This window comes from Micromonospora sp. NPDC048909, assembly GCF_040649635.1.
Classification (GTDB): domain Bacteria; phylum Actinomycetota; class Actinomycetes; order Mycobacteriales; family Micromonosporaceae; genus Micromonospora.
Genome location: NZ_JBEZFU010000008.1, coordinates 145,376 through 172,367 on the forward strand (window position 1 = coordinate 145,376; position 26,992 = coordinate 172,367).

21 protein-coding genes are annotated in these 26,992 nt (G+C 73.7%); 15 read left to right on the forward strand and 6 right to left on the reverse strand.

Annotated elements, in window-relative coordinates:
- Positions 1 to 31 precede the first annotated feature (31 nt).
- From AB0C04_RS22140 to AB0C04_RS22150, 3 genes are all read left to right on the forward strand, one after another.
- On the forward strand, positions 32 to 352 hold the full coding sequence (locus AB0C04_RS22140; RefSeq protein ID WP_357057539.1) for a hypothetical protein: 321 nt from the start codon (positions 32 to 34) through the stop codon (positions 350 to 352).
- Positions 346 to 636, forward strand: a complete 291-nt coding sequence (locus AB0C04_RS22145; RefSeq protein WP_357057541.1) for a hypothetical protein — start codon at positions 346 to 348, stop codon at positions 634 to 636. Before AB0C04_RS22140 ends, AB0C04_RS22145 begins: the two co-directional genes overlap by 7 nt.
- 161 nt (positions 637 to 797) lie before the next feature.
- Complete coding sequence (locus AB0C04_RS22150) at positions 798 to 2,387, forward strand: Na+/H+ antiporter (protein WP_357057543.1); 1,590 nt, start codon at positions 798 to 800, stop codon at positions 2,385 to 2,387.
- A gap of 108 nt (positions 2,388 to 2,495) precedes the next feature.
- Here AB0C04_RS22150 and AB0C04_RS22155 read toward each other — a convergent pair whose 3' ends face one another.
- Positions 2,496 to 4,547, reverse strand: a complete 2,052-nt coding sequence (locus tag AB0C04_RS22155) for a glycosyl hydrolase family 28-related protein (protein ID WP_357057545.1) — start codon at positions 4,545 to 4,547, stop codon at positions 2,496 to 2,498.
- 73 nt (positions 4,548 to 4,620) lie between these two features.
- Positions 4,621 to 6,999, reverse strand: coding sequence for a discoidin domain-containing protein (locus AB0C04_RS22160; RefSeq protein ID WP_357057547.1), 2,379 nt, complete (start codon positions 6,997 to 6,999; stop codon positions 4,621 to 4,623).
- A gap of 191 nt (positions 7,000 to 7,190) precedes the next feature.
- Here AB0C04_RS22160 and AB0C04_RS22165 point away from each other — a divergent pair, with 191 nt between their 5' ends.
- Positions 7,191 to 8,381 carry a low temperature requirement protein A gene (locus AB0C04_RS22165; protein ID WP_357057549.1) on the forward strand — a complete coding sequence of 397 codons (1,191 nt, stop codon included), beginning with the start codon at positions 7,191 to 7,193 and terminating at the stop codon, positions 8,379 to 8,381.
- Between the two features lie 60 nt (positions 8,382 to 8,441).
- On the opposite strand, the gene AB0C04_RS22170 is transcribed toward AB0C04_RS22165, so the two are convergent.
- Positions 8,442 to 9,626, reverse strand: a complete 1,185-nt coding sequence (locus AB0C04_RS22170) for a low temperature requirement protein A (RefSeq protein ID WP_357057551.1) — start codon at positions 9,624 to 9,626, stop codon at positions 8,442 to 8,444.
- 394 nt (positions 9,627 to 10,020) lie between these two features.
- On the opposite strand from AB0C04_RS22170, the gene AB0C04_RS22175 reads away from it, so the two are divergent.
- From AB0C04_RS22175 to AB0C04_RS22225, 11 genes are all read left to right on the forward strand, one after another.
- A complete protein-coding gene (locus AB0C04_RS22175; RefSeq protein ID WP_357057553.1) occupies positions 10,021 to 12,219 on the forward strand; it encodes a hypothetical protein in 2,199 nt (732 codons plus the stop codon).
- 93 nt (positions 12,220 to 12,312) lie between these two features.
- Complete coding sequence (locus tag AB0C04_RS22180; RefSeq protein WP_357057555.1) at positions 12,313 to 13,047, forward strand: DUF2071 domain-containing protein; 735 nt, start codon at positions 12,313 to 12,315, stop codon at positions 13,045 to 13,047.
- A gap of 156 nt (positions 13,048 to 13,203) precedes the next feature.
- The gene (locus AB0C04_RS22185) at positions 13,204 to 14,106 is read left to right on the forward strand and encodes an alpha/beta hydrolase (protein ID WP_357057557.1); all 903 of its coding nucleotides are present in this window, start codon (positions 13,204 to 13,206) and stop codon (positions 14,104 to 14,106) included.
- A 135-nt stretch (positions 14,107 to 14,241) separates the two neighbouring features.
- The gene (locus tag AB0C04_RS22190) at positions 14,242 to 15,027 is read left to right on the forward strand and encodes an ABC transporter ATP-binding protein (RefSeq protein WP_357057559.1); all 786 of its coding nucleotides are present in this window, start codon (positions 14,242 to 14,244) and stop codon (positions 15,025 to 15,027) included.
- Between the two features lie 76 nt (positions 15,028 to 15,103).
- A complete protein-coding gene (locus AB0C04_RS22195) occupies positions 15,104 to 15,826 on the forward strand; it encodes an ABC transporter ATP-binding protein (RefSeq protein ID WP_357057561.1) in 723 nt (240 codons plus the stop codon).
- A gap of 20 nt (positions 15,827 to 15,846) precedes the next feature.
- Entirely contained in the window at positions 15,847 to 16,725 is an 879-nt protein-coding gene (locus tag AB0C04_RS22200; protein WP_357057563.1) for a branched-chain amino acid ABC transporter permease, read from the forward strand.
- The gene (locus AB0C04_RS22205; RefSeq protein WP_357057565.1) at positions 16,722 to 17,834 is read left to right on the forward strand and encodes a branched-chain amino acid ABC transporter permease; all 1,113 of its coding nucleotides are present in this window, start codon (positions 16,722 to 16,724) and stop codon (positions 17,832 to 17,834) included. Before AB0C04_RS22200 ends, AB0C04_RS22205 begins: the two co-directional genes overlap by 4 nt.
- 71 nt (positions 17,835 to 17,905) lie before the next feature.
- Complete coding sequence (locus tag AB0C04_RS22210; protein WP_357057567.1) at positions 17,906 to 19,186, forward strand: ABC transporter substrate-binding protein; 1,281 nt, start codon at positions 17,906 to 17,908, stop codon at positions 19,184 to 19,186.
- A gap of 203 nt (positions 19,187 to 19,389) precedes the next feature.
- The gene (locus tag AB0C04_RS22215) at positions 19,390 to 20,160 is read left to right on the forward strand and encodes an SDR family oxidoreductase (protein ID WP_357057569.1); all 771 of its coding nucleotides are present in this window, start codon (positions 19,390 to 19,392) and stop codon (positions 20,158 to 20,160) included.
- A 118-nt stretch (positions 20,161 to 20,278) separates the two neighbouring features.
- A complete protein-coding gene (locus AB0C04_RS22220) occupies positions 20,279 to 20,887 on the forward strand; it encodes a TetR/AcrR family transcriptional regulator (protein WP_357057571.1) in 609 nt (202 codons plus the stop codon).
- A 50-nt stretch (positions 20,888 to 20,937) separates the two neighbouring features.
- The gene (locus AB0C04_RS22225) at positions 20,938 to 23,691 is read left to right on the forward strand and encodes an AAA family ATPase (RefSeq protein WP_357057573.1); all 2,754 of its coding nucleotides are present in this window, start codon (positions 20,938 to 20,940) and stop codon (positions 23,689 to 23,691) included.
- Positions 23,692 to 23,721: 30 nt separating this feature from the next.
- Here AB0C04_RS22225 and AB0C04_RS22230 read toward each other — a convergent pair whose 3' ends face one another.
- Genes AB0C04_RS22230 through AB0C04_RS22240 form a run of 3 tightly spaced genes read right to left on the reverse strand, consistent with a single transcriptional unit; the run spans position 23,722 to position 26,991 of the window.
- On the reverse strand, positions 23,722 to 24,480 hold the full coding sequence (locus AB0C04_RS22230) for a GNAT family N-acetyltransferase (protein WP_357057575.1): 759 nt from the start codon (positions 24,478 to 24,480) through the stop codon (positions 23,722 to 23,724).
- 22 nt (positions 24,481 to 24,502) lie between these two features.
- Positions 24,503 to 25,576 (reverse strand): alcohol dehydrogenase catalytic domain-containing protein, encoded by a 1,074-nt coding sequence (locus AB0C04_RS22235; RefSeq protein WP_357057577.1) that lies wholly within the window; start codon positions 25,574 to 25,576, stop codon positions 24,503 to 24,505.
- Positions 25,573 to 26,991 carry an aldehyde dehydrogenase family protein gene (locus AB0C04_RS22240; protein WP_357057578.1) on the reverse strand — a complete coding sequence of 473 codons (1,419 nt, stop codon included), beginning with the start codon at positions 26,989 to 26,991 and terminating at the stop codon, positions 25,573 to 25,575. Before AB0C04_RS22240 ends, AB0C04_RS22235 begins: the two co-directional genes overlap by 4 nt.
- Between the last annotated feature and the right edge of the window lies 1 nt (position 26,992).

Here is a 26,992-nt window from a genome sequence, read left to right on the forward strand (position 1 = left end):
CCGTCGGCGGGTACCGACTCGGGGAGGTCAGATGCGCCGTCAGGAAGCCCGGTTCGTCGCCGTTCTCGCGGTCGCCGCGCTGGCGGCCCCGCTCTCCGCCGGCGTCGCGCACGCCGACCCGGTGGTGCCCCGGCACGCCGTGGTCGTCTGCCAGAGCGCGAGCTTCTACGCCAACTACGACTCCGCCGGCGGCCCGCACGGGCTCAAGCGGGTGCTGGAGTACGGCAACAAGATCGGCCACACCCCCGGCGCCCACCCCGTCTACAACGGCTGGGCGGCAGCCTTCGACTTCGGCCCCAACGACTGGGGTTACCTGCGCATCGAGTGCATCGGGGGGTACGACTCATGGTGAGACTGCTCCGGCGCGCCGGCGCCGTCTGCGCCGCCGCGGTGCTCGCGACCGCCGCCGCGCCGACCGGACCGGCACAGGCGGACAACGGCACGATCGGTGAGCGGGAGACCGTCTGCGCGGCTGACCTGTTCGTCCGTACCGAGCCGAACGGCGCCTGGATGGGCACGCTCTACCGCGGCCAGACCTTCCTCGTCGAGGGCCCCCGCAGCGGCGGCTACGTGTACGGCTTCGCCTACGGACACATCAACCGCCGCGGCTGGGTCCAGGACGGCTGGTTCTGCTGAGGGTGCCGTACCCCGCGCGCCCCGCCCGGCCCGTTCCGGCCCCGCCACCGACCCCGTTCCCGCCGCGCGGCTGAGCCCGTTCCGCCTCCGCGACCCGCCGAAAGCCGCGACAGTGGAGTTGGCTGCGGGCAGGTCGCCAGGGTGACGGCGGGGGGTGCGACGTGAAAGGGGACGTTGCAGCGCTCGTGCTGCTCGTGGTGCTGGGCGCCACCGTGCTCGTCGGCACCACCATCGGCGGGCGTTACCGCGTCGCGCCACCGGTCCTGCTCATCGGCATGGGGGCGCTGCTGGCCCTCATCCCACCGCTGTCACACGTGGTGCTCAGCCCCGAGGTCGTGCTGGTCCTCTTCCTGCCGGCGATCCTCTACCGGGAGGCCCTGACCACCAGCCTGCGGGAGATCCGCAACAACCTTGTGGTCATCGGGCTGCTCGCTGTGGTGCTGGTGGGGCTCACGATGTTCACCGTGTCGCTGGCCGCGCAGGCGCTCGGCGTAAATCCCGCGGCAGCCTGGGTGCTCGGCGCGGTGCTGGCGCCGACCGACGCCGCCGCGGTCTCCGGCCTCGCGAAGCGGATGCCCCGCCGGTTGCTGACCACCCTGCACGCGGAGAGCCTGATCAACGACGGCACGGCGCTGGTGCTCTTCGCCGTCACGGTCGGCCTGCTCGCCGGCGGCGCCGTGCCCGGGCCGCTCGACCTCCTCGGCGAGATCAGCCTCTCCTTCGTCGGCGGCATCGCCGCCGGGCTGGCGGTCAGCCTCATCGTGGTGCTGCTGCGCCGGCACATCGACGACCCGCTGCGGGAGGGCGCGCTGAGCGTCCTCACCCCGTTCGCCGCCTTCCTGCTCGCCGAGGCCGCCCACGCCAGTGGGGTGCTGGCGGTGGTGGTGGCCGGCCTGGTGCTCGCCTACGCGGGCCCGCGGGTGATCCGGGCCCGGTCCCGCGTGCTGGCCCTCGGGTTCTGGGACCTCTCCACGTTCATGATCAACGGTGGGCTGTTCGTGCTGCTCGGGATGCAGATCCCGCGCGCGGTCCGCAGCGTCACCAGCGTCTCGACCCAGCGCGCGCTGGTCATCGCGCTGGTGGTCACGCTCGTGGTGGTGGCGACCCGGATGGCGTGGGTGTGGTTCACCCCGTACCTGTTTCGGCTCTTCTACCGCGGTGAGTCGCAGCGCGAGAATCGGGTGCCCTGGCGGGTGCGGACCGTGGCCGGCTGGTCCGGCTTCCGCGGCGCCGTCTCCCTCGCCGCGGCGCTGGCGGTGCCGCTGGCCATGACGAACGGTCGACCGGTCGAAGAGCGAGATCTGATCATCTTCTGCACCGCGGTGGCGATCCTGTTGATCATGCTGGTCCAGGGCACCACCCTGCCGCTGCTGGTGCGCTGGGCCGGCCTGACCGGCGACCAGCAGCGCGTCGACGAGGTGCGACTGGCCCGGATAAGGGCGGGGAAGGTGAGCCTCGCGGCGCTGCCGGACGTGGCCTCCGAGATCGGCGCCGGGGAGGACGTGGTCAGCCGGGTACGGACCGACTACCAGGCGCTGCTCGACGACATCCGCGCCGCGGAGCAGGAGGAGGGGATGCCGCGGGCCCGCGAGGTGGAGCGGCAGTTGCGGCTCGGTCTGCTCGAACGCAAACGTCGGGAGATCACCCGGATGCGCGACGCGAACGAGATCGACGACGTGGTGCTGCGCGATCTGCAGGCGGTCCTGGACATCGAGGAGATCCGGCTGCTGGGCCCGGAAGCGCCGGACTAGTGATCGCCAAAATGCGCGGCGATCATGCAGTTGTGGTGGTGGACGCAGGGTGCGAAGCACCGCGCACCGGGCACCACAACTGCATGATCGACCGTGCCGGGGTCCGGGTTACCAGGTGGTTGGCGGGGGTGGGGGGACGACCGGAGGGCGGTCGTCACAGGTGATGGTGTTCGGCAACTGCCAGTCGGCGAGCCACCCCCCGTCGTTGCCGCCGAGGTCGTTCAGGCTGAACTCCGAGCCGGCCGGGGTGAAGTGGAACGACCCGCAGTTGTTGACCCCGACCGCGCCCACGTGCCGGGCGTCCACGTTCTCGAAGGACGCCGAGCCGGCCGAGCGTGCGCTCACCACAGACGTGCCGGTGCCGTCGACCCGGATGTCGCGGAAGTGCACGTTGCTGATCGAGTAGAGGTCCTTAACAGACCACTCGCTGACCAGCATGATCGCGTTGTAGGTGCTGTCCAGGTAGGTGTCCCCGACCACCTCGATCCGCGCGTCGATGCTGCGGTCGAGCGCGTAGAGCCAGATGGCGCCGAGGCCGATGTTCCAGTTCAGCTCGTACGTGCCCGCGCGGGCCGTGGTGTTGCCGGTGATCCACAGATGCCCGGTGAACGGCTCCGCCCCGAACCGGGAGCCGACCTGGATGGCGCTGCCCTCGCGGACCGGGTCGGCGATCAGGTTGTTCGAGACGGTGTTGTCCGTGCCGCCGTAGATCGCGATGCCGTTGGCCAGCACCGGCGACTGCACGGTGTTGCGGTCGAAGGTGTTGCGCGCGTTCGCCGTCGCTTCCGACCACATGGCCAGCCCGTCGTCGCCGGTGTTGCGGACGAAGTTCTGTGCCACCCGCGAGTCGGTGACGCCGGTGTGGAAGTTCAACGCGTCCGCGATCTGGTCGACGATGATGTTGTTGGTGACGCGCACGTTGCGCATCGGCCCGTCGAACCAGATGCCTACCTTGGTGTGCCGGATGTGCAGCCCGTCGATGGTGGAGTCGCTCATCGCGCCGCCGACGCCGTTGACCTGGTCGGTGTCGATCCGCTCCCGGACGTCACCCTCGATGGCGAAGCCGGAGAGGTGCACGTTGCGGCTGCCGCCGTCCGCGGCGTCCTTGCCGTAGAAGCCGACGCCGGTGTGCACCGAGCCGTCCGGCGCCGGGGCGGGCAGCGTCACCTCCCGGCCCTTGATGACGGTGTACCAGTTGCCGGCGCCCTCGATCCGCACGTCGTCGACGATGATGTGCCGGTTGACCTGGAAGGTGCCGGGCGGCAGGTAGACGCTCAGCCCGGTGCGCTTGGCGAAGGCGATGGCCCGTTCGATCGCCGGGGCCGAGTCCCGGCGTCCGGTGGGGTCGGCGCCGAAGGCCAGCACGTTCGCGGCGAGCAACCGGACGCGCGGCGGGGCGACCAGTTCGGAGTCGAGCAGGTCGATCACCGTCCACGCGGCGCTGCTGCCGGCCGGCGCGGTGAGCCGGATCCGGTCGCCCGCGCGGTACGTGCGGTCGAGCAGCAGTCGCTGCTCGTCGTAGAAGTGGCTGGGCCGGAACGGCGTGGGGATGCTCGGGTACGGGGTGGTGGCGGCGGGCACGCAGGAGCACTCGGTGATCCACCAGTCCGGGTGCAGCAGCCCGGCGTTCGGGTCGTTGCTGAACGGGTACTGGTTGTAGAGCCACGCGTACTGCGAGGTCAGGGTCATCGTCCGGGTCCGCTTGCCGTTGACCGCGACGTCGAGCGGAGCGGTGATGCCGCCGCCCGAGGGCGCGTCCGGGATGCTGTAGCGCACGGTGATCGCGTTGGCCGCTGCCGGCAGGGTGAACTCGACGTACCGGCCGGGGACCAGCTTGACCGCCCGCCGGCCGGAGGCCTCCGACGGCAGCGTGTAGGCGCTCCGGTCCGGGCCGATGACTTCGCCGTTGGTCGCCGCGTTCTCCGCCTCCTGTTCGAGGAAGGCGACCTTGGCCCCGCGGCCGGCGACCAGCTTCGGATCGAGGGCGGCGCGGGTCACCACCGGGGCGACGCCGGCCTTGCCGGGCTGCTTGCCGGTGGCGGCACTGGCCGGCACGCCGGCCAGGATGCCGATCGCGGTGGCCAGCGCCGTGGCGGCGGCGACCGCCGCGGTGGGCCGGCGTCGGGTGCGCGGCAGCGCCGCGCGGATGCTCCGGGTCATCAAGGACTCATCTCTGTTCGGTGTGAGGTGGTGCGAGCGGCCGCCACCGACATTCGGCGCGGGCGGCCGCGGTTCAGGCGGAATGGACCTCGAGCTGGGAGAGCTGGCCGGCGGGCCAGCCGGTGTTGGCGGTGATCCGGACCCGTACGTGGCGGGTGGCGACGGCTCCGAAGGTCAGCGTGACCTGGTTGCCGGTGGCCGGGTCGAAGACCCGCCCCGCCGAGGCGACCAGGGTGTTCCAGGTGGCGCCGTCCGTACTGCCCTGCACCGAGAGCGTCTGGGTCCGGGTCTGCCAGGCCGGCGACGGCGGCAGCCGGAGCACGACGCGCCCGATCGTGATGGCCGAACCGAGGTCGACCTGCACCCACTGCGGGAAGGCGTTGTTGGCGCTCTCCCAGTAGGTGTCGGGATTGCCGTCGACCACGTTGCCGCTGCCGTAGCTCTGGGTGTGGCCGCTCTCCGCGGTCGGCCGGCCCCGGGCGAGGTCGCCCTGGGGCGCCGGGTCGGTGGTAACGGTGACCGCGTTCGACGGCTGCGACTGCGCGCCGGTGGTGTCCAGCGCGACCACGGTGAAGGTGTACGCGCTGGCCGGGCTCAGCCCGCCGACGGTGGCCGAGGTGCCGGTGACCGAGGCGATCGTCTGCCCACCTCGGCGGACCTGGTAACCGGCGATCCCGTCCGCGTCGGTGGCGGCGGTCCAGGCCAGCGAGACGCTGGTGGCGCTCTTCGCGGTGACCGAGAGGTTGCCCGGTGCGGTCGGCGGGGTGGGGGTGGCCGTGCCCGCGTACACCTCGACCTGGCCGAGCTGCGCCGCAGGCCAGGCGGTGTTGCCGGTGATGGTCACCCGGACGTGGCGGGCCGTGGTGGTCGGCACGGTGACGGTGGCGGTGTTGCCGGAGGCGGGGTCGAACCGGATCCCGGCCGCTGCGGCGAGGGTGGTGAAGGTGCTGCCGTCGGTGCTGCCCTGCACCGAGAGGGTCTGGGTGCGCGCCTCCCAGCCGGGCGGTAGGGCGAGGACCAACCGGTTGACCGGGTGGCCGGCGCCCAGGTCCACCTGCCACCACTGCGGGAAGGCGTTGTTGGTGCCCTCCCAGTAGCTGCCCCGGTCGCCGTCGACGGCGTTGCCGGCGGTGAACGATCCGTTCTGGCTGCTGGCGCTGGTGGGCCGGCCGGCGGCCAGGTTGCCGCTCGGCGGCGGTCCGCCGCCGAGCACCGGCGGCGTCGGCCGCACCGGCGTGAGCGCGAGTTGCCCCTTGAGCATCCGGCCGCCGTCGGCGGTGATCCGCAGGTAGTAGTCGGCGGAGCAGGGGGTGCCGTCCTCGTCGAGCGCCCGGATGCCCGCGCCGGCCGGCGTGGTCGCCTGCGTCTCGCTGGTCTTGGCGATCTGGTTGCCCTCGTTGTACTCGTCGAACATCGAGACGTAGAGGCCCTGCGAGCCGAGGCGGATCATGTTGTAGAGGTGCCGCCAGTAGAAGTCGCCGTGCCGGCGGTGCCCGGCCGACAGGTCGCCCGGCATGACGCAGGGCTGGTAGTCGATCCCGTACGCCGCGCAGTCGGCCAGGTCGGGAGTGTTGACGTTGGTGTAGTAGTCGTCCAGGCCCTCGAGGGTGGTGGCCCGGTAGATCATCCACGGCGAGATCATGTGGAAGGCGTGGTAGACCTCGGAGAAGCCGGGCCGGGAGTCCTCGACGCCGCGTCGCCAGTGCGTCGGCACGCCGCCGATGACGTAGCAGCCCTGCGCCTTGAACCAGTTGACCACGTCGAGGCAGGGGGCCGGGGTGAACGGACGGCCGGGGTCGTTGAAGCCGAAGCCCCAGATGCAGACCACCGGCTTGCCGTTCTGCCGGGCGTACGCGGCCGACGCGGTGTGCGCCGACATCTTGGTCGTCCAGTCCTGTTTGATCTGAGACTGCATGGACGTCCAGTCGGTGACGTCGTACATGATGTAGAACTTGCGACCGAACCGCTCCGCCGCGCTGCGCACCTTCGTCGCCATCGCGTCGCGGGTCGGGCCCTCGTCGCCGAACGGGTTGAACCGCTGCAACGCCGCGGTGTCGCAGCCGTGCTCCTGCATCCAGCGGAAGTGGGTGTCGACGGTCTGCTGGTCGTAGGAGGAGAAGAGCCGGGCCGGCTGGCCGTTGCCGAGGTTGGGGTACGCGGTGGTGTAGCCGTGGTCGTACTCCCGCATGTCCGGCCAGGAGATGATCGTGGTGTTGCTCGGTGAGGGTGGCTGGAACCGGTCCCGGCTCCAGTGCCACCAGCCGCCGATCGGCGCGCCGTCGCCCGGGCAGCTGAACCACCCCTGATAGCCGACGGTGATCTTCCCGACCACGTCGCCGGGTGGGCTGGCCGCGGCGGCGGCGGGGGTGAGAGCTGGGACCAGGTCGGGAAGGGTGGCGAGCGCGGACCCCGCCGCCACGGACCCGATCAGTGTGCGGCGGGTGAGCGCCATGGCAACCGCTCCTTCGGGGGTAGGAGGGAATTGACGGCCATCATGCCAGCCGTCGACACAGGACCGCAATACTCCGACTGCTTCATGAAAGATGGCGGCTACAGGGTTGTAAGAAATGGATGGTACGGCCGGTGGCGGCTGCCTCCACGTAACGTCGGCAGGGACGTTGAGGCCGGGCCGGGTGGGGCGCGATGGCGATGACAGCGGACGGTGGCGCCGAGCCGGCGGCTACCACCACCTCACGGGGCCGCCCGGCCTTCCTCGAACTCTTCTTCGACCTGGTCTACGTCTTCGCGCTCATCTCCCTCGTGAAGACCCTGGCCGAGAACCTGACCTGGACCGGGTTCGCCGAGGTCCTGGTGCTGCTGCTCGCCTTCACCCTGGTCTGGGCGATCACCACGTGGGCCGCGGACAGCCTCGACCTCTCCCGGCCGTTGGTCCAGGTGCAGCTCATCGCGGTGGCGGCGGCCAGCCTGCTGCTGGCGGCCGCCACGCCGGAGGCGTACGACGGGCGGGGGCTGCTCTTCGCGCTCACCTACCTGACCATCCACCTCGGCTCGTCCGGCTACTACCTGCTGTTCGACCGGAAAGCGCCCGAACCACGGCGCAGCGGAAGGATCCTCTTCTGGTACGTGATCGCCGCCGTCGGCTGGGTCGGCGGGGGACTGACCGACGGCGCCACCCGGCTGGCGCTCTGGGCGGCGGCCGTGACGGTGGAGTACACCGCCGCCTCACTCGGCTGGCCGGTGCCCCGGTTCGGCCGATCCCAGCCGCAGGAGTGGCGGCTGATCGGCGAGCGGGTCGCCGAGCGGTACCGGCAGTTCGTCATCATCGCGCTCGGCGCGGCACTCTTCGTCACCGGGACGATGTACACCATGCACGACCACACGGCTGGCCGTGCCATGGCCCTGGTGGTGATATTCACGGGCGTGGTGCTGATGTGGCGGATCTACATCTACCGGGCGGGGGAGCTGCTGACCGAAGCGATCGCCCGGTCGACGAACCCGTCGCTGCTCACCCAGAGCGCCGCGGTCACCCATCTGATCATGGTGGCCGGCATCGCCGGCGTGGCGGTCACCGCGCATCTGGTCGTCGTCCGCCCGTTCGGGCCGACGCCCGCCAGCTGGGCGACGGTCATCCTCGGCGGACCGGCGCTCTTCCTGATCGGCCGGGGCGTGCTCGACTACACCGTGTTCGCCCGCATCTCCCGGTCCCGGCTCGTCGGGCTGGCGCTGCTGGGCGCCGTCGCGCCGGTCGCGACCCGGCTGCCGCCGGTCGGAGTCGCCCTGCTCTCGGTGGCCGTCCTGCTGCTCATCGCCGCCGCGAACCTGGTGAGCACCCGCCGGCACACGCGCTCGCCCAGGCCACCCGCGCACGGCTGACGCTCACCACGCCGACGCGGCCGCTCGCGCTGCCGGCGTCCCACGCCGGGCTGCCGACGCTCAGCGCGCCGGCGCGGTCGCGCCGAACAGCCGCAGTCGGGGCGCCCACGTCTCCCCGACCAGGATGAGAAGCAGGACCAGGTTCGCGACGACCTGCACGGCCAACGGCGGAAGCTGCGTCCCCGCGGGCGCCAGCCCACCCAGCACCACCACGCCGAGCGCCCGGGACCAGAGGAGCCGGCCGGTGACGACGGCGTCGAACAGTGCGCTGCCGAGCAGGAACAGCGCCGGCCCGCCGAGGATGACCGCCGCCCAGCTGGCCGGCGTCGGCCCGAACGGTCGCTCGGTGACCAGCGAGACGCTGGTCGACACCGTCAGCACCCCGGCCACCATGACCAGGTGGCTGTACGAGGTGGAGGTGCCGGGGCGGACCCGCTCGACCACCGCGACGTTCGGCGGTGCGAGAAGCTGCCGTACGCGGTGGAAGTAGAGCAGGAACAGCAGCACCGCGCTGCCGAACCCGAAAGCGTTCGCCATCGTCCGGCCGGCCTCGAACTCGCTGAGGGACAGCCCTCGACCGGCGGTCAGGACCAGCTCGCCCAGCGCGATGATGAAGATCGCCCGGTGCCGCTCGGAGAGGTGCGTCCCGGTGAAGATCTGGCTGGCCAACTCGGTACGCCCCATCCTCGGCGTCGGCCAGCCGAACCGGGCCGAGCCGAGGTCGATCGCCACCGCGAACGCCCAGAGGAGCAGCCGCGTGGTGCCCTCCACGAACACCCCGGCCACCCACGGCGCGGCGGTGACGCCGAACCAGAAGAACACCCGGATGCTCCTGGCCTGGATCGGCCGGTTCACCCGGGTGCCGGCGATGAGCACGGCGTCGCGCACCAGATGGATGCCGAAGTACGCCGCGACGAAGAGCCACCCGTAGCGGTCGAAGGCCTCCGGCACCGCGATCGCCATGAGCAGGGTGCCGAGCATGACCGCCAGGACGGTGGCCTGGATGATCGGCAGCCGCGGATTGAACAGGTCGGTGAGCCACGCGGTCAGCACCCAGACCCACCAGGCCGCCATCAGCAGGACGGCGGTCTGCGCCGCGCCCCGGAGGCTGAGGTCCTCGGCGAACCCGGCGGCGAGTCGGGAGAGCATGAAGATGTAGACCAGGTCGAAGAAGAGCTCCAGGAAGGTCGGATACTCCGGCTCGCCGCGCCGGCGCAGGATGCGGGGGAGTGGACTGGACGTCACCGCGGCTGCCTCCTCTGGCGCGTGCGCCGGAGAAGCCGCGACCGGTCTCGGGCCACCTGCCACGCTATCGACCGGCTCGGCCGGTCGAGCCGGAACCGGCGGGTCGTCCCCGGAACGGGCGGCACGCCGGCCCGCCGGTCGGGTGCCACGATCCGGCCGCCGGATCGATCGGTCGCGCCGCCGGTCGGCGCGCCGAGGGCCGCGGCAGGCTCGCCGACGGGGCATCGACTCCGTTTTCCCACGGTTAGGCCTGATCTGGCCGGGTAGATCCGGGTCTGCCACGCGGGTGGCGGGCCGCTCCCGGCCGGATCGCGGGGCGGGGGCTACCGGGACGCCTCGGGGGGCGATGTCGGATGGACCAGCGCGGTTGAGCGGGCCAGGAAGGCCCGCCGGTGTGGTGGAGCTGCGGGTGCACGGGATCACCGGCGCGAGCGCCGAGCGGGCGTTGGACCTGCCACCGACGGAGCAGGTCGCGGGCGACCGGATCGGGGGTTTCTACCGGCCCCGGAGCTCGGGCGACCGGGGCGCGGGCGAGGTGACGCGGGAGGCGTACCGCTGGGGTGACCTGCCGTCCGGGACCGTGCTGCGCACCCTGGCACTGGTGTTCCTGCTGCCCTTCATGCTGGTCAACGTGGCGATCTGGATGCGTCCGGCGAGCCCCGGCCCGGAGGCGGTCGTCAGGTCCCTGTGCCGGCTGCTGGCCCTCACGCTCACCGCGCTGTACACGCTCGCCATCGCCGGCGTCGCCCTGGACCTGTTGGCCTGGAAGTGCCTGTCCACGCCACAGTGTCTGGCCGGGCGCAGCTGGTTGTCCTGGTTGGGCGGGCAGCCGGCCGGACCACGGCTGGCGGAGCTCACGCTGGTCCCGGTCGCCGCCATCGGTCTGATCTGGTGGCTCGGCACCCGCCCGGGAAGGGCGTTCGAGGCGTTCCGCGCCCCTGAGGAGGAGCTCTCCGGGCATCGGCTCGGCGCGGTCGGCCGGTGGGACGCCGAGCCGCTGGTGGGCCGGCTGCGCTCCATCCACGTCGCGGCGGCGTTCGCGACCCTGAGCGTCACCCTGCTCGCCGCCCGGGCCGCCGCCGGCGCCTCGGCCGCCACGGTCGCGCTGGCGGTGCTCACCGGGGCGGTCCTGGTCGCCTGCGTGATCCTGCTCTGCACGCCTCCGCTGATCGACCGGGCCGCCGCGGACCGGCGACTCGACCGGATCACCCGCACGCTGCGGACGATCGCCATCGTCCTGACCGGCGTGGTCGTGGCCCACGTGCTGACCAGCCCGGCGCCGTGGCGCGAGGGGGCGAACCTGCCCGGCTACGAGTCGATCCTCATCTGGCTGTTCGCCACCCAGACGGCGCTGCTCGCCACCCTGGGCGCGATGCTGCTCCGGCAGCGGGACCGAGAGCCGGGTGCCACACCGCTGGCAGGGCTGGGAGCGCTGGTGATGGCCGCCGCGTCGATCAGTCTGGCGGTGGCGTTCTCGGCCGAGCTGGTCTACCGGGTGGCCGACTTCCTGGACCGCGACGCGCCGACCGGAGAGGGCATCGCCACCGGCCCGCCGCAGGCCTACACCTGGGCGATCTACGGCTTCTTCCGAGCGTTACTGCTGACCCTGATCGTCGTGGGACTGGTGATCCTGATCTCCCGACGCGGACGGTACCGCGCCGCGGCGGCGATCGTCGCGCACGACTACCCGGACCCGCCGGCGGAGGCCGGACCCCGACTGCGGCAGGTACGCCGGGCCATCGCCCGGGCCCGGTTCACCGAGACGCTGCTGCCGCTCGCCGCGGTCTACGGCTGTCTCACCGGCCTCGGCACGGCCACCACCACCATCGCTCTGCTGCAGTGGTATCCGGGTGACGTCATCGAGCGGTTCGCCGGGGTGCCGGCCGGCCTGTTCACCTTCGGCATCGCGGCCGGCAGCTGGGCGATCGCGGCGGTCATCCTCGGCCTGATCATCGGCGCGATCTTCGCCTACCGGACCATCGAGTTCCGGCGCAACGTCGGCATCCTGTGGGACCTGGGCACCTTCTGGCCCCGGGCCGCCCATCCGTTCTCGCCACCCTGCTATTCCGAACGGGCCGTGCCGGAGCTGACCCGACGGATCACGTACCTGGTCGAGAGCGGCAACGCGGTGCTGCTCACCGGGCACAGCCACGGTTCGGTCCTGCTCGCCGCGACGGTGCTCCAGTTGCCGGCACGGGTCGGCAGCCGGGTCGCCCTGCTCACCTACGGGTCGCCGCTGCGCCGGCTCTACGCCCGGCTCTTTCCCGCCTACATCGACAGTGCGGTGCTGCACGAGATCGGCGGCCGGATCGGCTGGCGGTGGGCGAACCTGTGGCGGGACACCGACCCCGTCGGCGGCTGGATCTTCTCCGCCCACCGGCCGAGCGCGCCGGCCACCGTCGGCGGCCCGGCGGCCACGGTGGACCGCCGACTACGAGACCCCCGAGACGTGGTGGCCCCACCCGGCGACAGCGTCCCACCCCCGATTCAGGGACACGGGCCGTGCGAGACCGACGAGCCGTTCACCCGGGCGGTGCGCGAGCTCGTGGAGCGTCTCCGCGAGCCGGCGGACCCGAGCGTCGGGTCGACGTAGCGGACGCCGTCTCCTCCGGATCGTGCCCCGGGCGGGGCGCCGCGCCGAGCGGCGCGGACGGACGACCGGCCCGGCCCGCGCGACAATGCCCGGATGGACGCCGAGGACATCACGGCCGAGGCCATCCGGCCGCTGCGCCGGCCGGTGCTGGTCCAACGCTGGCAGGACCTCGCCTTCCTGCACTGGGCGGTGGACCCGGAGGTGGTGGCGCCGCTGTTGCCGCCGGGGACCCGGCCGGACGTCCTGGCCGGACAGACGTACGTGGGGCTGATCGCGTTCCGGATGGTGGGGCTCGGCCTGCTCGCCGGGCCGGGACTGCCCTACCTCGGCACGTTCTGCGAGACCAACGTGCGGGTGTACAGCGTCGACACCGCCGGGCGTCGGGCCGTGGTGTTCCGGTCCCTGGACGCCGCCCGGCTGATGCCCGTCCTGGTCGCGCGGGCCAGCCTGCGGCTGCCGTACCTGTGGTCGCGGATGCGGCTGCGCCGCGACGGTGACCTGCTGACCTACACCTGCCGCCGGCGCTGGCCCGGGCCGCGCGGCGCGACCAGCGAGCTGAGCGTGCGGGTCGGCGCCGCGCTGGCCGAGCCGAGCCCGCTGGAGCACTTCCTCACCGCTCGCTGGGGGCTGCACACCCGCGCCCACGGGCGGACCCTGCACCTGCCCAACGTCCACCCGCGCTGGCCGCTGCACCGCGCGGAACTGGTGCACCTGGACGACCAGCTGGTCCGCGCGGCCGGGCTGCCCGCACCGGCGTCGGCGCCGGTGAGCGTGCTCTACTCGCCCGGCGTCCCGGTGCGCTTCGGCGCGCCCGCCGTCCTGCGCTGACCTGCGGCGGATCCTGCTCGACGACGCGGGCGCGAAGGACGTTCCAGGCAGCCCGCCGGTGTCTCCGGGGACTGGTGATTTCACCGATGCGGCGGCCGGCAGCGCCGTCGAAGACTTGCACACGTCGATATATCCCACCGCTAGGGAGTGCCCGACGTGTCATCACCAACCACCACCCGTCCCCGTCCGTCCGCCGTCCGGGTCGCCCGGATCGCGCTGGCCGCCACCCTGGCCGCCGGTGCCGCGCTGGCCGCGCCGGCCGGTGCGGCCCAGGCCGCCGAGAACCCGTACGAGCGGGGTCCGGCGCCGACCGTCTCGCTGCTCGAGGCCAGCCGCGGCCCGTTCGCCACCGCCTCGCAGAACGTCTCGTCGTTGAGCGTCACCGGCTTCGGCGGCGGTGTCATCTACTACCCGACCAGCACCAGCGAGGGCACCTTCGGCGCCATCGCCATCTCGCCCGGCTACACCGCCGCCTGGTCCAGCATCAGCTGGCTCGGCCCCCGGATCGCCTCGCACGGCTTCGTGGTGATCGGCATCGAGACGAACTCCCGGCTCGACCAGCCGGACAGCCGGGGCCGACAGCTGCTGGCCGCGCTCGACTACGTGGTCGAGCGCAGCTCGGTGCGGAGCCGGATCGACGGCAGCCGGCTCGCGGTGGCCGGTCACTCGATGGGCGGCGGGGGCAGCCTGGAGGCGGCCTCGGACCGACCGTCGTTGCAGGCCGCCGTGCCGCTCGCGCCGTGGAACCTGGACAAGACCTGGTCGGAGCTCCAGGTGCCGACGCTGATCATCGGTGGCGAGTCCGACAGCGTCGCCCCGGTCTCGTCGCACTCGGTGCCGTTCTACAACAGCATTCCGTCGTCGGCGGAGAAGGCGTACCTGGAGCTCAACGGGGCGAGCCACTTCTTTCCGCAGACGGTGAACACGCCCACCGCGCGGCAGATGGTGGCCTGGCTCAAGCGGTTCGTCGACAACGACACCCGCTACGAGCAGTTCCTCTGCCCGGGGCCGAGCGGCACGCAGATCGAGGAGTACCGCAACACCTGCCCGAGCTCCTGACGGTGAGCAGCGGGGCGGCCGCCGCGGCGGCCGCCCCGTCGCGCCGGTATCGAAACATCGAAGGTATTGACGCGGTAACGCAGAAATGTACACTGCGAGTGTAAATAACACCCGCCATTGAGCGAGGGATGGCTGATGGAGGACGGGCTCGCGCTGCACCACATCGGGGTGCGTTTCTCAGGCCTCATCGCCCTCGACGACGTCTCGTTGCAGGTGCCTCCCCGCCGGGTGGTCGGGGTGATCGGCCCCAACGGCGCCGGCAAGACCACCCTGTTCAACGTCATCTGTGGCTTCCTCCGGCCGGAGGCGGGTTCGCTCACTCTGGACGGTCGGCCCCTGCGTCCGCGACCACACCAGCTCAACCGGCTCGGCATCGCCCGGACCCTGCAGGGCACCGGGCTCTTCGCCGGCCTGACGGTGCTGGAGAACGTGATGGCCGGGGCCTCGCACACCGCGCGGGCGGGCTTCCTGCCGGCCCTGCTCGGGCTGCCCGGCAGCGATCGCGACGAGGCGCGGTTGCGTGCGCACGCGCTCGACGTCCTGGACGGGCTCGGCATCGCCGCGCACGCCGGCGCGATGCCGGGCACGCTGCCCTTCGCCGTACGCCAGCGGGTGGCGCTGGCCCGCGCGCTCGCCGCCAAGCCCCGGCTGCTGCTGCTCGACGAGCCCGCCGGCGGGTTGGGCGCCGACGACATCGCCGAGCTGGCCGAGCTGATTCGGCAGCTGCCCCGCCGCGACCCCGATCCGTGCGCGGTGCTCCTGGTCGAGCACCACATGGATCTGGTGATGTCCGTCTGCGACGAGCTCGTGGTGCTCGACTTCGGGCGGGTGATCGCCGCCGGCACCCCCGACGAGGTCCGCGACGACCCGGCCGTCACCGACGCCTACCTCGGCGCCACCGTCGAGGAGGCAACACCATGAGCGAGCGGAGTGAGCGACTCATCAGGCGCAGTGCGGTCGAGCCTCGTGCCGTCGGCGACCGAAGGGAGTCGGCGGCATGAGCGGGGGGGATTTGCTGGTGGTGCGCGGCCTGGTCGCGGGCTACGGCGCCGCGCCGGTGCTGCACGCCGTCGACCTCACCGTCCCGGCCGGCACCATCGCGGCCGTGGTCGGCGCCAACGGCGCCGGCAAGACCACCCTGCTGCGCGCCGTCTCCGGCATGCTGCGCCCGTCGGCCGGCCAGGTCCTGCTCGACGGCGACGACCTGCGGGGAACGCCGGTGGAGCAGTTGGTGCGCCGCGGGATGGCGCACGTGCCCGAGGGGCGCGGGGTGATCGGTGAGCTCACGGTGGACGAGAACCTGCGCCTCGGCGGGCTGTGGCGGCGCGACCGGGCCGACGCGGGTCGGGCCCTCGACGACGTCTACCAGCTCTTCGAGCCGCTGGCCCGGCGCCGGCGGCATTTCGGGCACCAGCTCTCCGGCGGCGAGCGGCAGATGCTCGCGCTCGGCCGGGCGCTGGTCGGCCGGCCCCGACTGCTCCTGCTCGACGAGCCGTCGCTCGGCCTGGCGCCGCGCGTGGTCGCCCGGGCGATGGCCCTGCTGCGGCAGCTGCGGGACACCACCGGCCTGACCGTGCTGCTGGTCGAGCAGAACGTGCGCAGCGCGCTCTCGATCGCCGACCAGGGGGTGGTGATGTCCCTCGGCCGGGTGGTCACCACCGCCCCCGCCGAGCGGCTGCGCGACGACGTCGAGTTGCGCCACGCCTACCTCGGTTTCTGACCACCCCGGAGGGAGAACTGTTGGACCGCTTCGTGTTCCTCACCCTGGACGGCCTGTCCCGGGGGGCGGTCTACGCCGCGTTCGCGCTGGCCCTGGTGCTGATCTGGCGGGCGGCGCGGGTCGTCAACTTCGCCCAGGGCGCGATGGCCGTCGCCGCCGCGTACGTCGCGTACGGCGTGGCTGCCGCGACCGGCTCCTACTGGCTGGGCTTCCTGGCCGCGCTCGCCGCCGGTCTGCTGCTCGGCGCGGTGGTGGACCGGGCGTTGATGCGCCACATCGACCACGCCTCGCCGCTCAACCCGGTGATCGTCGCGCTCGGGCTGGTGCTGCTGATCCAGGCCGTTCTCGGGATGGTCTACGGCAGCGAGTTCCGGCCCGCCGAGACGCCCTTCTCGCGTGGCGCGTTCACCGTGGGCGGGCTCGCCCTGCTGTCGCCGTACGACCTGTTCGTCTTCGCCACCGTCGGGGTGGTGGTCGGCGCGCTCGCCTGGATCTTCGCCCGGACCGCGGTCGGCCTGCGGATGCGGGCGGCGGCGTTCGCCCCCGAGGTGTCCCGCCTGCTCGGGGTGAACGTGGGCGGGATGCTCACCCTCGGCTGGGCGCTCGCCTCGGCGGTCGGCGCGCTGGCGGCGATGCTGGTCATCCCGACCGAGCTCGGCCTGCATCCGCACGCGATGGACCTGGTCTTCGTCTCGGCGTTCACCGCGGCCGTCGTCGGAGGGCTGGACAGTCCACCCGGGGCGGTGGTCGGCGGGCTGGTGGTCGGCCTGCTGCTGTCGTACGTCAGCGGCTACGCCGGCAGCGACCTCACCCCGCTGGCGGTGCTGGTCCTGCTGCTGGCGGTGCTGCTGGTCCGGCCCGGCGGGCTCTTCGCCCCGGTCGCGGCGAGGCGGGTGTGAGCGCCACCCGGGCGGCCACCCCGCCCCGCCAGCGCAGCGCCGACGAGGCGCGGCAGGCCGCTGCGCCGCGCCGCGGCGGCACTCTGCTGCGACACCTCGCCGTCGTCGCGGTCGCCGGGCTGCTGCTCTTCGGGTTGAGCTACGCGGTCGAGCCGTTCCGCAACTTCCAGCTCGCCACCGTGGCGGCCTATCTCTGCGCCACCGCCGGACTCACCGTGCTGACCGGGCTCAACGGTCAGCTCTCGCTCGGGCACGGGGCGTTGATGGCGACCGGCGCCTACACCGTCGCCTTCGGCCAGAACGCGTTCGCCGACCGGGGGCTCACCGGCCACTGGCTGCTGCCGATCTCGCTGGCCGCGGCCGTGCTCACCACGGTGGTGGTCGGCGCCGTGGTCGGCGTGGCCGCGGCCCGGCTGCGGGGGCCGTACCTGGCCGGGGTCACCCTGGCGGTGGCGGTGGTGGTGCCCGCCCTGACCGTCACCTTCGACGGCGTCTTCAACGGCGAGCAGGGGTTGTCGGTGCCGGTCGAGCCGCCACCGTTGGCGCTCGGCGCCTACTTCCCCTACGAACGGTGGCAGCTCTGGATCGCCGCCGGGGCCACCCTGCTCGCCCTGCTGCTGCTGGCCAACCTCGTCCGAAGCCGCTACGGGCGCACGTTCCGGGCGGTCCGCGACGACGAGGTGGCCGCCCGCCTGGCCGGCATCCACGTCGCGCGTACCCAGGTCCTCGCCTTCGTGGTCAGCGCCGCGACCGCCGGGCTCGGCGGCGCGTTGCTCGCGGTGCTGGCGCAGAGCGTGTCTCCCGGCGCGTTCTCGCTGACCCTGTCGCTCTTCCTGCTGATGGCCGTGGTGATCGGCGGTCTGGGGCGGCTCGCCGGGGCGGTCTGGGGCGCCGTGCTGCTGGTCGCCCTGCCCGACCTGAGTCACTCGGTGACCGAGCTGCTCACCCTCTCGCCCGCGGCGGCGCAGCGGCTGGAGGGGAACCTGCCCCTGGCGATCTTCGGCGTCACCCTGATCGTCGTCATGATCGCGGCGCCCGGCGGCGTGCAGGGTCTGCTCTCCCGGCTCGGTCGCGCCCTGCTAGCCCGCCGGTCGGGCCGGCGGTCCTGATCCTTCGGTCCGGCCCCGGCCGGGCGCCCCACCTCACCACCACATCCAGATGACGAAAGGCCGGTGTTCCCATGCACCGTACGGCACGAGGCGGTCTCGCCATCGCCAGCACCATCGCCCTGCTCGTCAGCGCCACCGCCTGCAGCGGTGACGGCGGGTCCAGCCCCGGACGCGGGTCCGTGCCCGGCGTCACCGACACCGAGATCGTGGTCGGCACCCACATGCCGCTCACCGGGCCGGCCTCGGCCGGCTATTCGAAGATCGCCCCGGCGACGAAGGCGTACTTCGACTACGTCAACGCCAACGGCGGCGTGCACGGTCGGAAGATCACCTACAAGATCATGGACGACGGGTACAACCCGGCGAACACCCAGCAGGTGGTCCGCCAACTGGTCCTGCAGGACAAGGTGTTCGCGATCCTCAACGGGCTCGGCACGCCGACGCACACCGGTGTGCTCGACTTCCTCAAGAGCAACCGGGTGCCCGACCTCTTCGTCGCCTCCGGCAGCCGCAGCTGGGACCAGCCCGACAAGTATCCCGGCACGTTCGGCTTCAACCCGGACTACACCGTGGAGGGCAAGATCCTGGCCAACCACGTGAAGAGCGCCCTGCCCGGCAAGAAGGTCTGCTTCCTCGGCCAGGACGACGACTTCGGCCGGGACAGCCTGGCCGGCGTGGAGAAGGTGCTCGGCCCGGTGGCGGTCAAGCAGACCTACGTCACCAGCAACACCAACGTCGCCCCGCAGATCGGCGCGTTCAAGGCGGCGGCGTGCGAGGTGGTCATCCTCGCCACGGTCCCCGGGTTCACCGCGCTCTCCATCGGCACCGCCGCCCGGCTCGGCTTCAAGCCGCAGTGGATGGTCTCCAACGTGGGCGCCGACCACCCCACCCTGGCGAAGCAGCTCGGTGAGGCCGCGCCGCTGCTGGAGGGCATGATCGGCACCAACTACCTGCCGATGCAGAACGACACCGCCAACCCGTGGATCCAGCTCTTCACCAGAATCAACAAGGAGCACAACGGGGACGCGCCGTTCGACGGCAACACCGTCTACGGCATGTCGGTCGGCTACCTCTTCGTCCAGGTGCTGCTCGCCGCCGGCAAGGACCTCACCCGGGAGTCGGTGACCGCGGCGGTGAGCAAGGGCGGCTACCAGGGGCCCGGGCTGGCGCCGTTGCGCTTCTCGGCGACCGATCACTCCGGCTACGGCGGGCAGCAGCTGAGCCGGGTCAGCGGAGGAACGCAGAGCTACTTCGGCCCGGTCTACGAGACCGACGAGGCCGACGGGCCGGTGAACGAGTACACCGCGACGCCGGTGCAACCGCCGGCGAACGGGGTGCCGACCGCGTCCTGATCCACAACGATCACCGGCCGGGTCCGGCCGTGGCATCGCCGCCACGGCCAGGCCCGGCCGGCCGTCGTGCCCGCGGTTCGGCGGCGGCGAGGTCGGCTATCTGCACCGCCGATGCTGCTTTCGGAAGTGGACGGCGATGCGGTCTCCGTGATCGCGCCGGTCGGTCGTTGACCCCGGTCGATCGGCCTCCTACTATCTGCACTGTGAATGCAGATTCAGTTCGGCTGCCCGGCCGGGTCGCCCTCGTCACCGGCGCCAGCCGTGGAATCGGGCTCGCCATCGCCCGGCGGCTGGTGGCCGAGGGCGCACGGGTCGGCCTCACCGCCCGGCGACCGGAGACGCTCACCGAGGCGGTCGCCGCGCTCGGTGGCCCGGCGCACGCCGTGGCCGTGCCTGGCCGCGCCGACGACGCCGAGCACCGGGCCGAGGCGGTGCGCCGGGTGGCCGACGCGTTCGGGCCGATCGACATCCTGGTCAACAACGCCGGCATCAACCCGGCGTACGGGCCGCTCGCGACGCTCGACCTGGCGGCGGCCCGCAAGATCCTCGACGTCAACCTGGTCGGTGCGCTCGGCTGGGTGCAGGAGGTCTGCGCCGCGGGTCTGACCGAGCGCGGCGGTTGCGTGGTCAACGTCTCGTCGGTCGCCGGCCTCGCCCCGTCGACCGGCATCGCCTTCTACGGGGTGAGCAAGGCCGCCCTCAACCATCTCACCGCCTGTCTGGCCGTCGAACTCGGTCCGACGGTCCGGGTCAACGCGGTCGCGCCCGGGGTGGTGAAGACCCGCTTCGCGGCGGCCCTCTACGAGGGTCGGGAGGAGGAGGTCGCGGCGGCGTACCCGCTCGGGCGCCTCGGGGTGCCGCCGGACGTGGCCGCCGCGGTCGCCTTCCTGGCCTCGCCCGACGCGGCCTGGATCACCGGGCAGACCGTCGTCTGTGACGGCGGCGCGACGCTCACCGGCCGGGCCGCCGGATGACTTTGCGCCGGCCGGCGGTCGGACCCTCGCCCGGTGCCCCGGTGGCGCTGATCACCGCGCGTCTAGACTCGCCGGTGCTGCCGGGTGGGCCGCGGCGGTGGTGAGGGGGCAGAGGCGAATGGGCAGGGCCGAGGCGCCGGTACGGGTCGACGGACGGACCGCCCGCGCCGAACGCACCCGGGCGGCGATCGTCGAGGCGCACCTCGCCCTGATCTCCGAGGGGGACCTCCGGCCGACGGGCGAGCGGATCGCCGAGCGGGCCGGCATCTCACTGCGCACGCTCTGGACGAACTTCAAGGACATGGAGACGCTCTTCGAGGCCAGCGGCGCCGAGGTGCTCCGCCAGCAGGACGCCGCCCACCGGACGATCTCGCCGGCGCTGCCACTGGCCAGGCGGGTCGACGCGTACTGCCGGCAGCGGGCCCGGCTGCTCCAGCTGATCGCACCGTCGGCCCGGGCCGCGCAGATGCGCGAACCGGTCTCCGACCAGCTGCACCGCAACCGGCTCAAGCACATCGGGCGGGTGCGCGACGAGGTCGAGGCGCTCTTCGCCGGCGAGCTGCCGCCGTCCGGGCCGGGCCGCAAGCAGTTGGTCGACGCGATCGTGGCGGCGAGCATGTGGCCGGCCTGGTCGATGCTCCGCGACGGCCTCGGGCTGGGGGTGGACCAGGCCCGTGCGGTGATGGCCCGCACGGTCGGCGCGCTGCTGGCCGCCGCCGACGAATGACCCCACGGACGCCTCTTTCCAACCGGTTACCTATAGGTAACACTGAATGCATGGTTACTGCATCAAGAGTGCAAATAACCGTGCTGCGGGGCCGGGACGAGGAGTGCCGGGCGATCCGCCGGCTGCTCGACGGCGTGGCCGGCGGCGGGAGCGCCCTGGTGCTCCACGGCGAGCCGGGCTCCGGCCGGAGCGCGCTGGTCGGCTACGCCCACCGGCACGCCGAGGGCTGCGCCGTGCTCGCCGCAGCGGGGCACGCGGAGGAGGCGGCCGTGCCGTACGCCGGGCTGCAACGCCTCCTCGACCCGGTGCTCGACCGGATCGGGACGCTGCCCCGCCCGCAGGCTCGCCTGCTGCGCCGGACGCTGGCCGGCGGCGGCTGCCCGACCGAGCGCCGGCTGGCCCTCTGCCTGGCCGTGCTGCGGCTGCTCGCCACCGTCGCCCAGGACCGTCCGGTGCTGTGCACGATGGACGACGTCGACCGGGGCGACCCCCCGACCGCCGAGACGCTCGCCTTCGTCGCTCGGCGGCTGCGCCGGCTGCCGGTCGCCGTCCTGCTCACCGCGGCGACCGCGTCGCCCGGCGGGCTGCCCACCCACCGGTTGCACCCGCTGGACGAGCGGGACAGCGCGGCCCTGCTCGCCGACCGGCTGCCGGAACCGCCCGCCCCGGCGGTGGCCTCGGCGCTCGCGGCGGCGGCCGGAGGAAACCCGCAGGCCCTGGTCGACCTCGCCGGCACGCTCAGCCACGACCAGCGCCGGGGTGACGCGCCGCCGCCCGTCGCGCCACCGGTCGACGGCGCGCTGGGCCGCGCCTACCGGGCCCGGCTGGACCACCTGCCCGGCGACACCCGCCGGGTGCTGCTGCTCGCCGCGCTCGACCCCGACGCGGACCCCGACACCCTGGTGCGGGCGGCCCGCGCCGGCGGGGCGGCGATCGCCGCGCTCGCGCCGGCCGAGGTGGCCGGCCTGGTCCGCGTCGAGGCGCACCAGATCACCTTCCCGCAGCCGGTCGTCCGGGTCGTGGTCGCGGCCACCGCCCCGCTCGCCGAGCGGCGCGCGGCGCACCTGCTGCTGGCCGGCGTGCTGGACGACCCCGCGGACCGACTGCGCCGGGCCCTGCACCACGCCGCCGCCGCGACCGGTCCCGACCCGGCGCTCGCCGCCGAGCTGGAAGCCGCCGCGCTCGCCGACGAGAGCGACCCGGCCGACGCGTCCGGCGCCCTCGAACGGGCCGCCGAACTCACCGACGAGCCGGCCCGCGCCGCCGAGCGTCGGGTCGCCGCCGCCCGCTACGCCTGGCAGGCCGGATCGCCGCAGCGGGCCCGGCTGCTCCTGGCGGGCCTCGGCGCCGGCCCGCTGTCGCCGTGCGCCGCCGGCCGGGCCGAGCTGCTCCGCGGCGAGATGGCGCTGCGGTGCGGCCCGGTCCCGGCCGCGGCACCCGCGCTGCTGGCCGCGGCGGAGGCGCTGGCCGGCACCGACCGGGCGTTGGCCCTCGTCGCGCTGGCCCGGGCCGGCGAACTCGCCTCCTACTCGGGTCAGCAGTACCGCTACGCCGATCTCGCCCGCCGATCCCGCGCGCTGCTCCGCCCCGGCGACCCGCCGGTGACCGAGCTGACCAGCGCCTACCTGAACGGAGTGGGCGCGACGCTGCGCGGCGACCACGAACACGGTGGCCCCGCGCTGCGCCGGGCCGTCGTGCTCGGCGGCCAGCTCTCCGGGCCGGCGCTCACCCCGGCCGCGCTGACCTGGGCCGCGGCGGCCGGGCTCCTGGTGGCGGTGGACGGCCCGGCGCACCGGCTCGCCGACCGCGCCGTCGAGCTGGCCCGGAGCCGAGGTGAGTTGTCCGCGCTGCCCCGGGCCCTGGAGCTGCGGGCCGTCGCCGAGTACTGGCTGGGCCGCCACGAGGCGGCGGCCGAGACCTCCCGGGAGGGCCTGCGGCTGGCCCGGGCGACCGGGCAGATCGCCACGGCCGGCGTCCACCTGGGCATGCTCGCCGTGCTCGCCGCCGTCCGCGCCGATCGGCAGACGTGCCTGCGCCGGCTTCGGGAGATCGGCGAGGCCCCCGCGCCGCACAGCCGCCCCCGGGCACTGGCCCAGTGGGCCCTCGCGGTACTCGACCTGACCGAGGGCCGGCACGCCGCCGCCGCGGCGCGACTGACCGGGCTGGCCCGCCCCGGCACCGGCCACGGGCAGGTCCTCGTCCAGGTGATGGCCACGCCGTACCTGGTGGAGGCCGCCGCTGTCGACCCGGTGCACCGACCCGCGGCGAACGCCGCGCTGGCCGTCTTCGACCGCTGGGCCAGCAGCACGGCGAGCCCGTCCCGGCGGGCCCTGTCGGCCCGGTGTCACGCCCTGCTGGCCCGCAAGGGCAGCGGGCAGGCCGAGGAACACTTCCACACCGCGCTGCGGCTGCACCCGGTGGACGCGGGCGCCTTCGAGCGGGCCCGTACCGCGCTGCTCTTCGGCCGGGAACTGCGCCGTGCCCGCCGACCCCGCGACGCCCGGTCGCACCTGCACGACGCCTGGGCCGCGTTCACCGTGCTCGGCGCGGACGCGTGGGCCGAACAGGCCACCGCCGAGTTGCGGGCCGCCGGCGAGTCCGTCGGCGCCCCCGACCCGGCCGCCGCCCGGCTGCTGACCGGCCAGCAGTTGCGGATCGCCCAACTGGTCGCCGAGGGCGCCACCAACCGGGAGATCGCCGCCCGGATGTTCCTCTCCACCCGGACGGTCGACCACCACCTGCGCAACATCTTCCACCGGCTCGGCATCCGGTCCCGGACCGAACTCGCCCGGGCGCTCGGCTAGCCCCGCGCGGCCGCCCCGCCGAAGCGGTGCTCAGCCCGCGATGCGGTAGTGGTATCCGCGCAGTTCGCGGAAACCTCGCCGCCCGTACAGCCGCATGGCCGGGGCGTTGTCCCGCTCCACCTGCAGGTACATCTCGTCGACGTGCTGCGCGGCGGCCCAGTCGGCGAGCGCGGCGAGCACCCTGTCGGCCGCGCCCTCCCCGCGTGCCCGCGGCAGCGTGGCCATGTTGAACACTCCCGCCCAGCCGGTGTCGGCGACCGCGCGGCCGACCGCCACGGCGTCGTCGCCGATCATCGCCCGGACGTAGGCGCTCGGCCGGTCCACCCGGGCGAGCAGCTCCCACTCGGCGCGGGCCTCGTCGCCGTCGTCACCGTGCGCGGCGCGCCAGACGTCGAACCAGGCGTCCGTCGGGTGGTCGTCCCACCGCACCCGCAGCGCGCCGGCCGGTGCCCGCGTCAGGACCCGCGCGGTCGGTGCCACCTGCAACGACAGGCCACCGTGCCGGCGGTAGCCGCGCGCCGCCAGGAGCGCGTCGAGCCCGGCCGGGCACGCGCCCGGGCTGATCTGGAACAGCGGGGTCGTGTCGCGACGGCGGTAGAACTCCTCGGCCGCGACGACCCGGTGGACCAGGTCGCCCGAGTCGAGCACACCGTGCGGCAGCACCGATCCCACCCACCACGAGGAGTGCGGATGGTGCCGCAGCCACCACCCGTCGACCACCTCGACCTGCTCGGCCGGCAGCGCTCGGGCCGCCCGCTCCTGGAGATCGCGTACCGACGTACGGGCCATCGGGCTGCCCGGCCGCGCCCGCTCAGGGCAGGACGAGGGTACGCGCGCCCTCGCCCCGGGCCATCCGGTCGAACGCCTCGGCGGCGCCGTCCAGGGTGGTGCGGTCGGTGATCAGCGGGGCGAGGTCGAGGGTGCCGTCGAGCACCGCCCGAGCCAACTCGGGCAGGTCGCGATCCGGGTCGGACGAGCCGTAGACGGAGGAACGCAGCGTCCGGGCCGAGTGGAAGATCTCCAGCGCGCTGAGCGGGACGAGGTCGTCCTTGGCCCCCATCCCCACCACGGTCACCTGTCCGCCACGCCGGGCGGACCGCCAGGCGGTGCGGATCGTGCTGCCCCGCCCCACGCACTCGAACGCGTGGTCCACGCCCCGGCCGTCGGTCCGCTCCCGTACCGCGCGGCTGAGCTTGTCGTCGGCGAGCAGGAAGTCGGTGGCGCCGGCCGCGATCGCCAGGCCGGCCTTGGCCGGCGAGACGTCGACCGCCAGCACCGGGTCCGCGCCGGCCGCCCGGGCGGCACCGACCACCGACAGCCCCACCCCGCCGAGCCCGATCACGGCGACCGACTCGCCGGGCGCCACCGTCGCGGTGCGCCGGACCGCGCCGACCCCGGTGAGCACGGCGCAGCCGAGCAGCGCCGCCGCCTCGAACGGCAGCGCGGAGGGGACCGGGATCACCGCGTTCTCGGGTACCACCACCTCCTCGGCGAGCGCGCCGAGGCCGAGCGTGACGTGCAGCGGATCGCCGGCCGCCGTCCGGCCGCGGGGCGTGGAGGGCGACCCGAGGCCCGCGCAGAGCCACGGCTCGCCGTGCCCGCAGTACCAGCAGTTCCGGCAGGGGGGCGCCCAGTTCAGCACCACGTGCGCGCCGGGCGCCACCCGGGAGACGTCCGCGCCGACCTCGGTGACCACGCCGGCCGCCTCGTGGCCGAGCGCCAGCGGATACGACGGCGCGAGCGTGCCGTTCACCATGGACAGATCGGAGTGGCAGACCCCGGCGGCCCGGATGCCGACCCGCACCTCACCCGGCCCCGGCGCGGGCAGCTCGATCTCCTCCACCCGCAGCGGCGCCCCGACCTCGCGGACGACCAGCGCCCTCATCGCTGGATGGCCTTGGTCTGGAGGAACTCGTCCAGCCCGTGCCGGCCCAGCTCGCGGCCGATGCCGGACTGCTTGTAGCCACCGAACGGGGCAAGCGGGTTGAACGGCGCGCCGTTGATGTCCACCGCTCCGGTGCGCATCCGCCGGGCCACCCGCGCCGCGCGTTCCTCGTCGCCGGACCAGACCGCGCCGGCCAGCCCGTACCGCGAGTTGTTGGCGACCGCGACGGCGTGCTCGTCGTCGTCGACCGGGATCACCGCCAGCACCGGGCCGAAGACCTCTTCCTGGGCCAGCGCGCTTCCCGGGTCGACGTCGGCGATCACGGTGGGCGCGACGAAGAAGCCCCGGTCGGGGACCGGGGCGTCGGGGCCGCCCGCGACCAGCCTTCCGCCGTCGGCCAGCCCGCGGGTCACGTGGCCCTGGACCCGCTCCCGCTGGGCGGCGGAGACGAGCGGACCCAGCCGGGTGGCCGGGTCGAACGGGTCACCGAGCCGGTACCCCTCGGCGGCCTTGGCAGCCAGCGCCAGCGCCTCGTCGTAGCGGGACCGGTGCACCAGCATCCGGGTCCACGCCGTGCAGGTCTGCCCGGAGTTGAGGAAGGCGTTGCCCACCCCGACCTTGACCGCGGTGGCCAGGTCGGCGTCGTCGAGGATGACGTTCGCCGACTTGCCGCCGAGCTCCAGCGCGACCCGGGCGATCCGCTCCGCCGCCAGGTGGGCGATCCGCCGGCCGGTCGCGGTGGAGCCCGTGAAGGAGACCATGTCGACGTCCGGGTGCCCGGCGATGGCCTCGCCGACCACCGGGCCGGTGCCGGTGACCAGGTTGACCACGCCCGGCGGGAAGCCGGCCTCGTGGATCGCGTCGAAGAGCAGGTACGACACCAGCGGGGTCAGCTCGCTCGGCTTGAGCACCACGGTGCAGCCGGCGGCGAGCGCGGGGGCCAGCTTCGCCACCACCTGGTGCAGCGGATAGTTCCACGGGGTGATCGCGCCGACCACGCCGACCGGCTCGCGGACCACCGTCGAGTTGCCCACCGTCTCGTCCGCCGGCGGGCGGGCGGCCAGCTCCACGTAGCTGTGCAACACGGTGAGCGGCAGGCCGGCCTGGACCCGGGTGGCCAGCTTCAGCGGGGTGCCCAGCTCCAGCGCGATGGTGCGGCCGATCTCGTCGGCGCGGGCGGAGAGGGCGGCGTGCAGCCGGTCCAGGTGCGCGGCCCGCTCGGCCGGCGCGGTCGCGGCCCAGCCGTCGAAGGCGGCCCGGGCGGCGGCCACGGCGCGGTCGACGTCGGCCGCCGTGCCGGCCGGTACGGTCGCGACGACCTCCTCGGTCGCCGGATTCTCCACCGGCAGGGTCGCCTCGTCCGGCGCGGTGACCCACCGGCCGTCGAGGTAGAGGTCGGTCCGTGCGAGATCCATC

Coding starts and splice junctions, on each gene's coding strand:
- AB0C04_RS22165 (WP_357057549.1), top strand. CDS start 7,191: ATGGCGATGACAGCGGACGGTGGCGCCGAGCCGGCGGCTACCACCACC.
- AB0C04_RS22225 (WP_357057573.1), top strand. CDS start 20,938: ATGGTTACTGCATCAAGAGTGCAAATAACCGTGCTGCGGGGCCGGGAC.
- AB0C04_RS22195 (WP_357057561.1), top strand. CDS start 15,104: ATGAGCGGGGGGGATTTGCTGGTGGTGCGCGGCCTGGTCGCGGGCTAC.
- AB0C04_RS22155 (WP_357057545.1), bottom strand. CDS start 4,547: ATGACCCGGAGCATCCGCGCGGCGCTGCCGCGCACCCGACGCCGGCCC.
- AB0C04_RS22190 (WP_357057559.1), top strand. CDS start 14,242: ATGGAGGACGGGCTCGCGCTGCACCACATCGGGGTGCGTTTCTCAGGC.
- AB0C04_RS22230 (WP_357057575.1), bottom strand. CDS start 24,480: ATGGCCCGTACGTCGGTACGCGATCTCCAGGAGCGGGCGGCCCGAGCG.
- AB0C04_RS22220 (WP_357057571.1), top strand. CDS start 20,279: ATGGGCAGGGCCGAGGCGCCGGTACGGGTCGACGGACGGACCGCCCGC.
- AB0C04_RS22140 (WP_357057539.1), top strand. CDS start 32: ATGCGCCGTCAGGAAGCCCGGTTCGTCGCCGTTCTCGCGGTCGCCGCG.
- AB0C04_RS22160 (WP_357057547.1), bottom strand. CDS start 6,999: ATGGCGCTCACCCGCCGCACACTGATCGGGTCCGTGGCGGCGGGGTCC.
- AB0C04_RS22180 (WP_357057555.1), top strand. CDS start 12,313: ATGGACGCCGAGGACATCACGGCCGAGGCCATCCGGCCGCTGCGCCGG.
- AB0C04_RS22235 (WP_357057577.1), bottom strand. CDS start 25,576: ATGAGGGCGCTGGTCGTCCGCGAGGTCGGGGCGCCGCTGCGGGTGGAG.
- AB0C04_RS22240 (WP_357057578.1), bottom strand. CDS start 26,991: ATGGATCTCGCACGGACCGACCTCTACCTCGACGGCCGGTGGGTCACC.
- AB0C04_RS22145 (WP_357057541.1), top strand. CDS start 346: ATGGTGAGACTGCTCCGGCGCGCCGGCGCCGTCTGCGCCGCCGCGGTG.
- AB0C04_RS22210 (WP_357057567.1), top strand. CDS start 17,906: ATGCACCGTACGGCACGAGGCGGTCTCGCCATCGCCAGCACCATCGCC.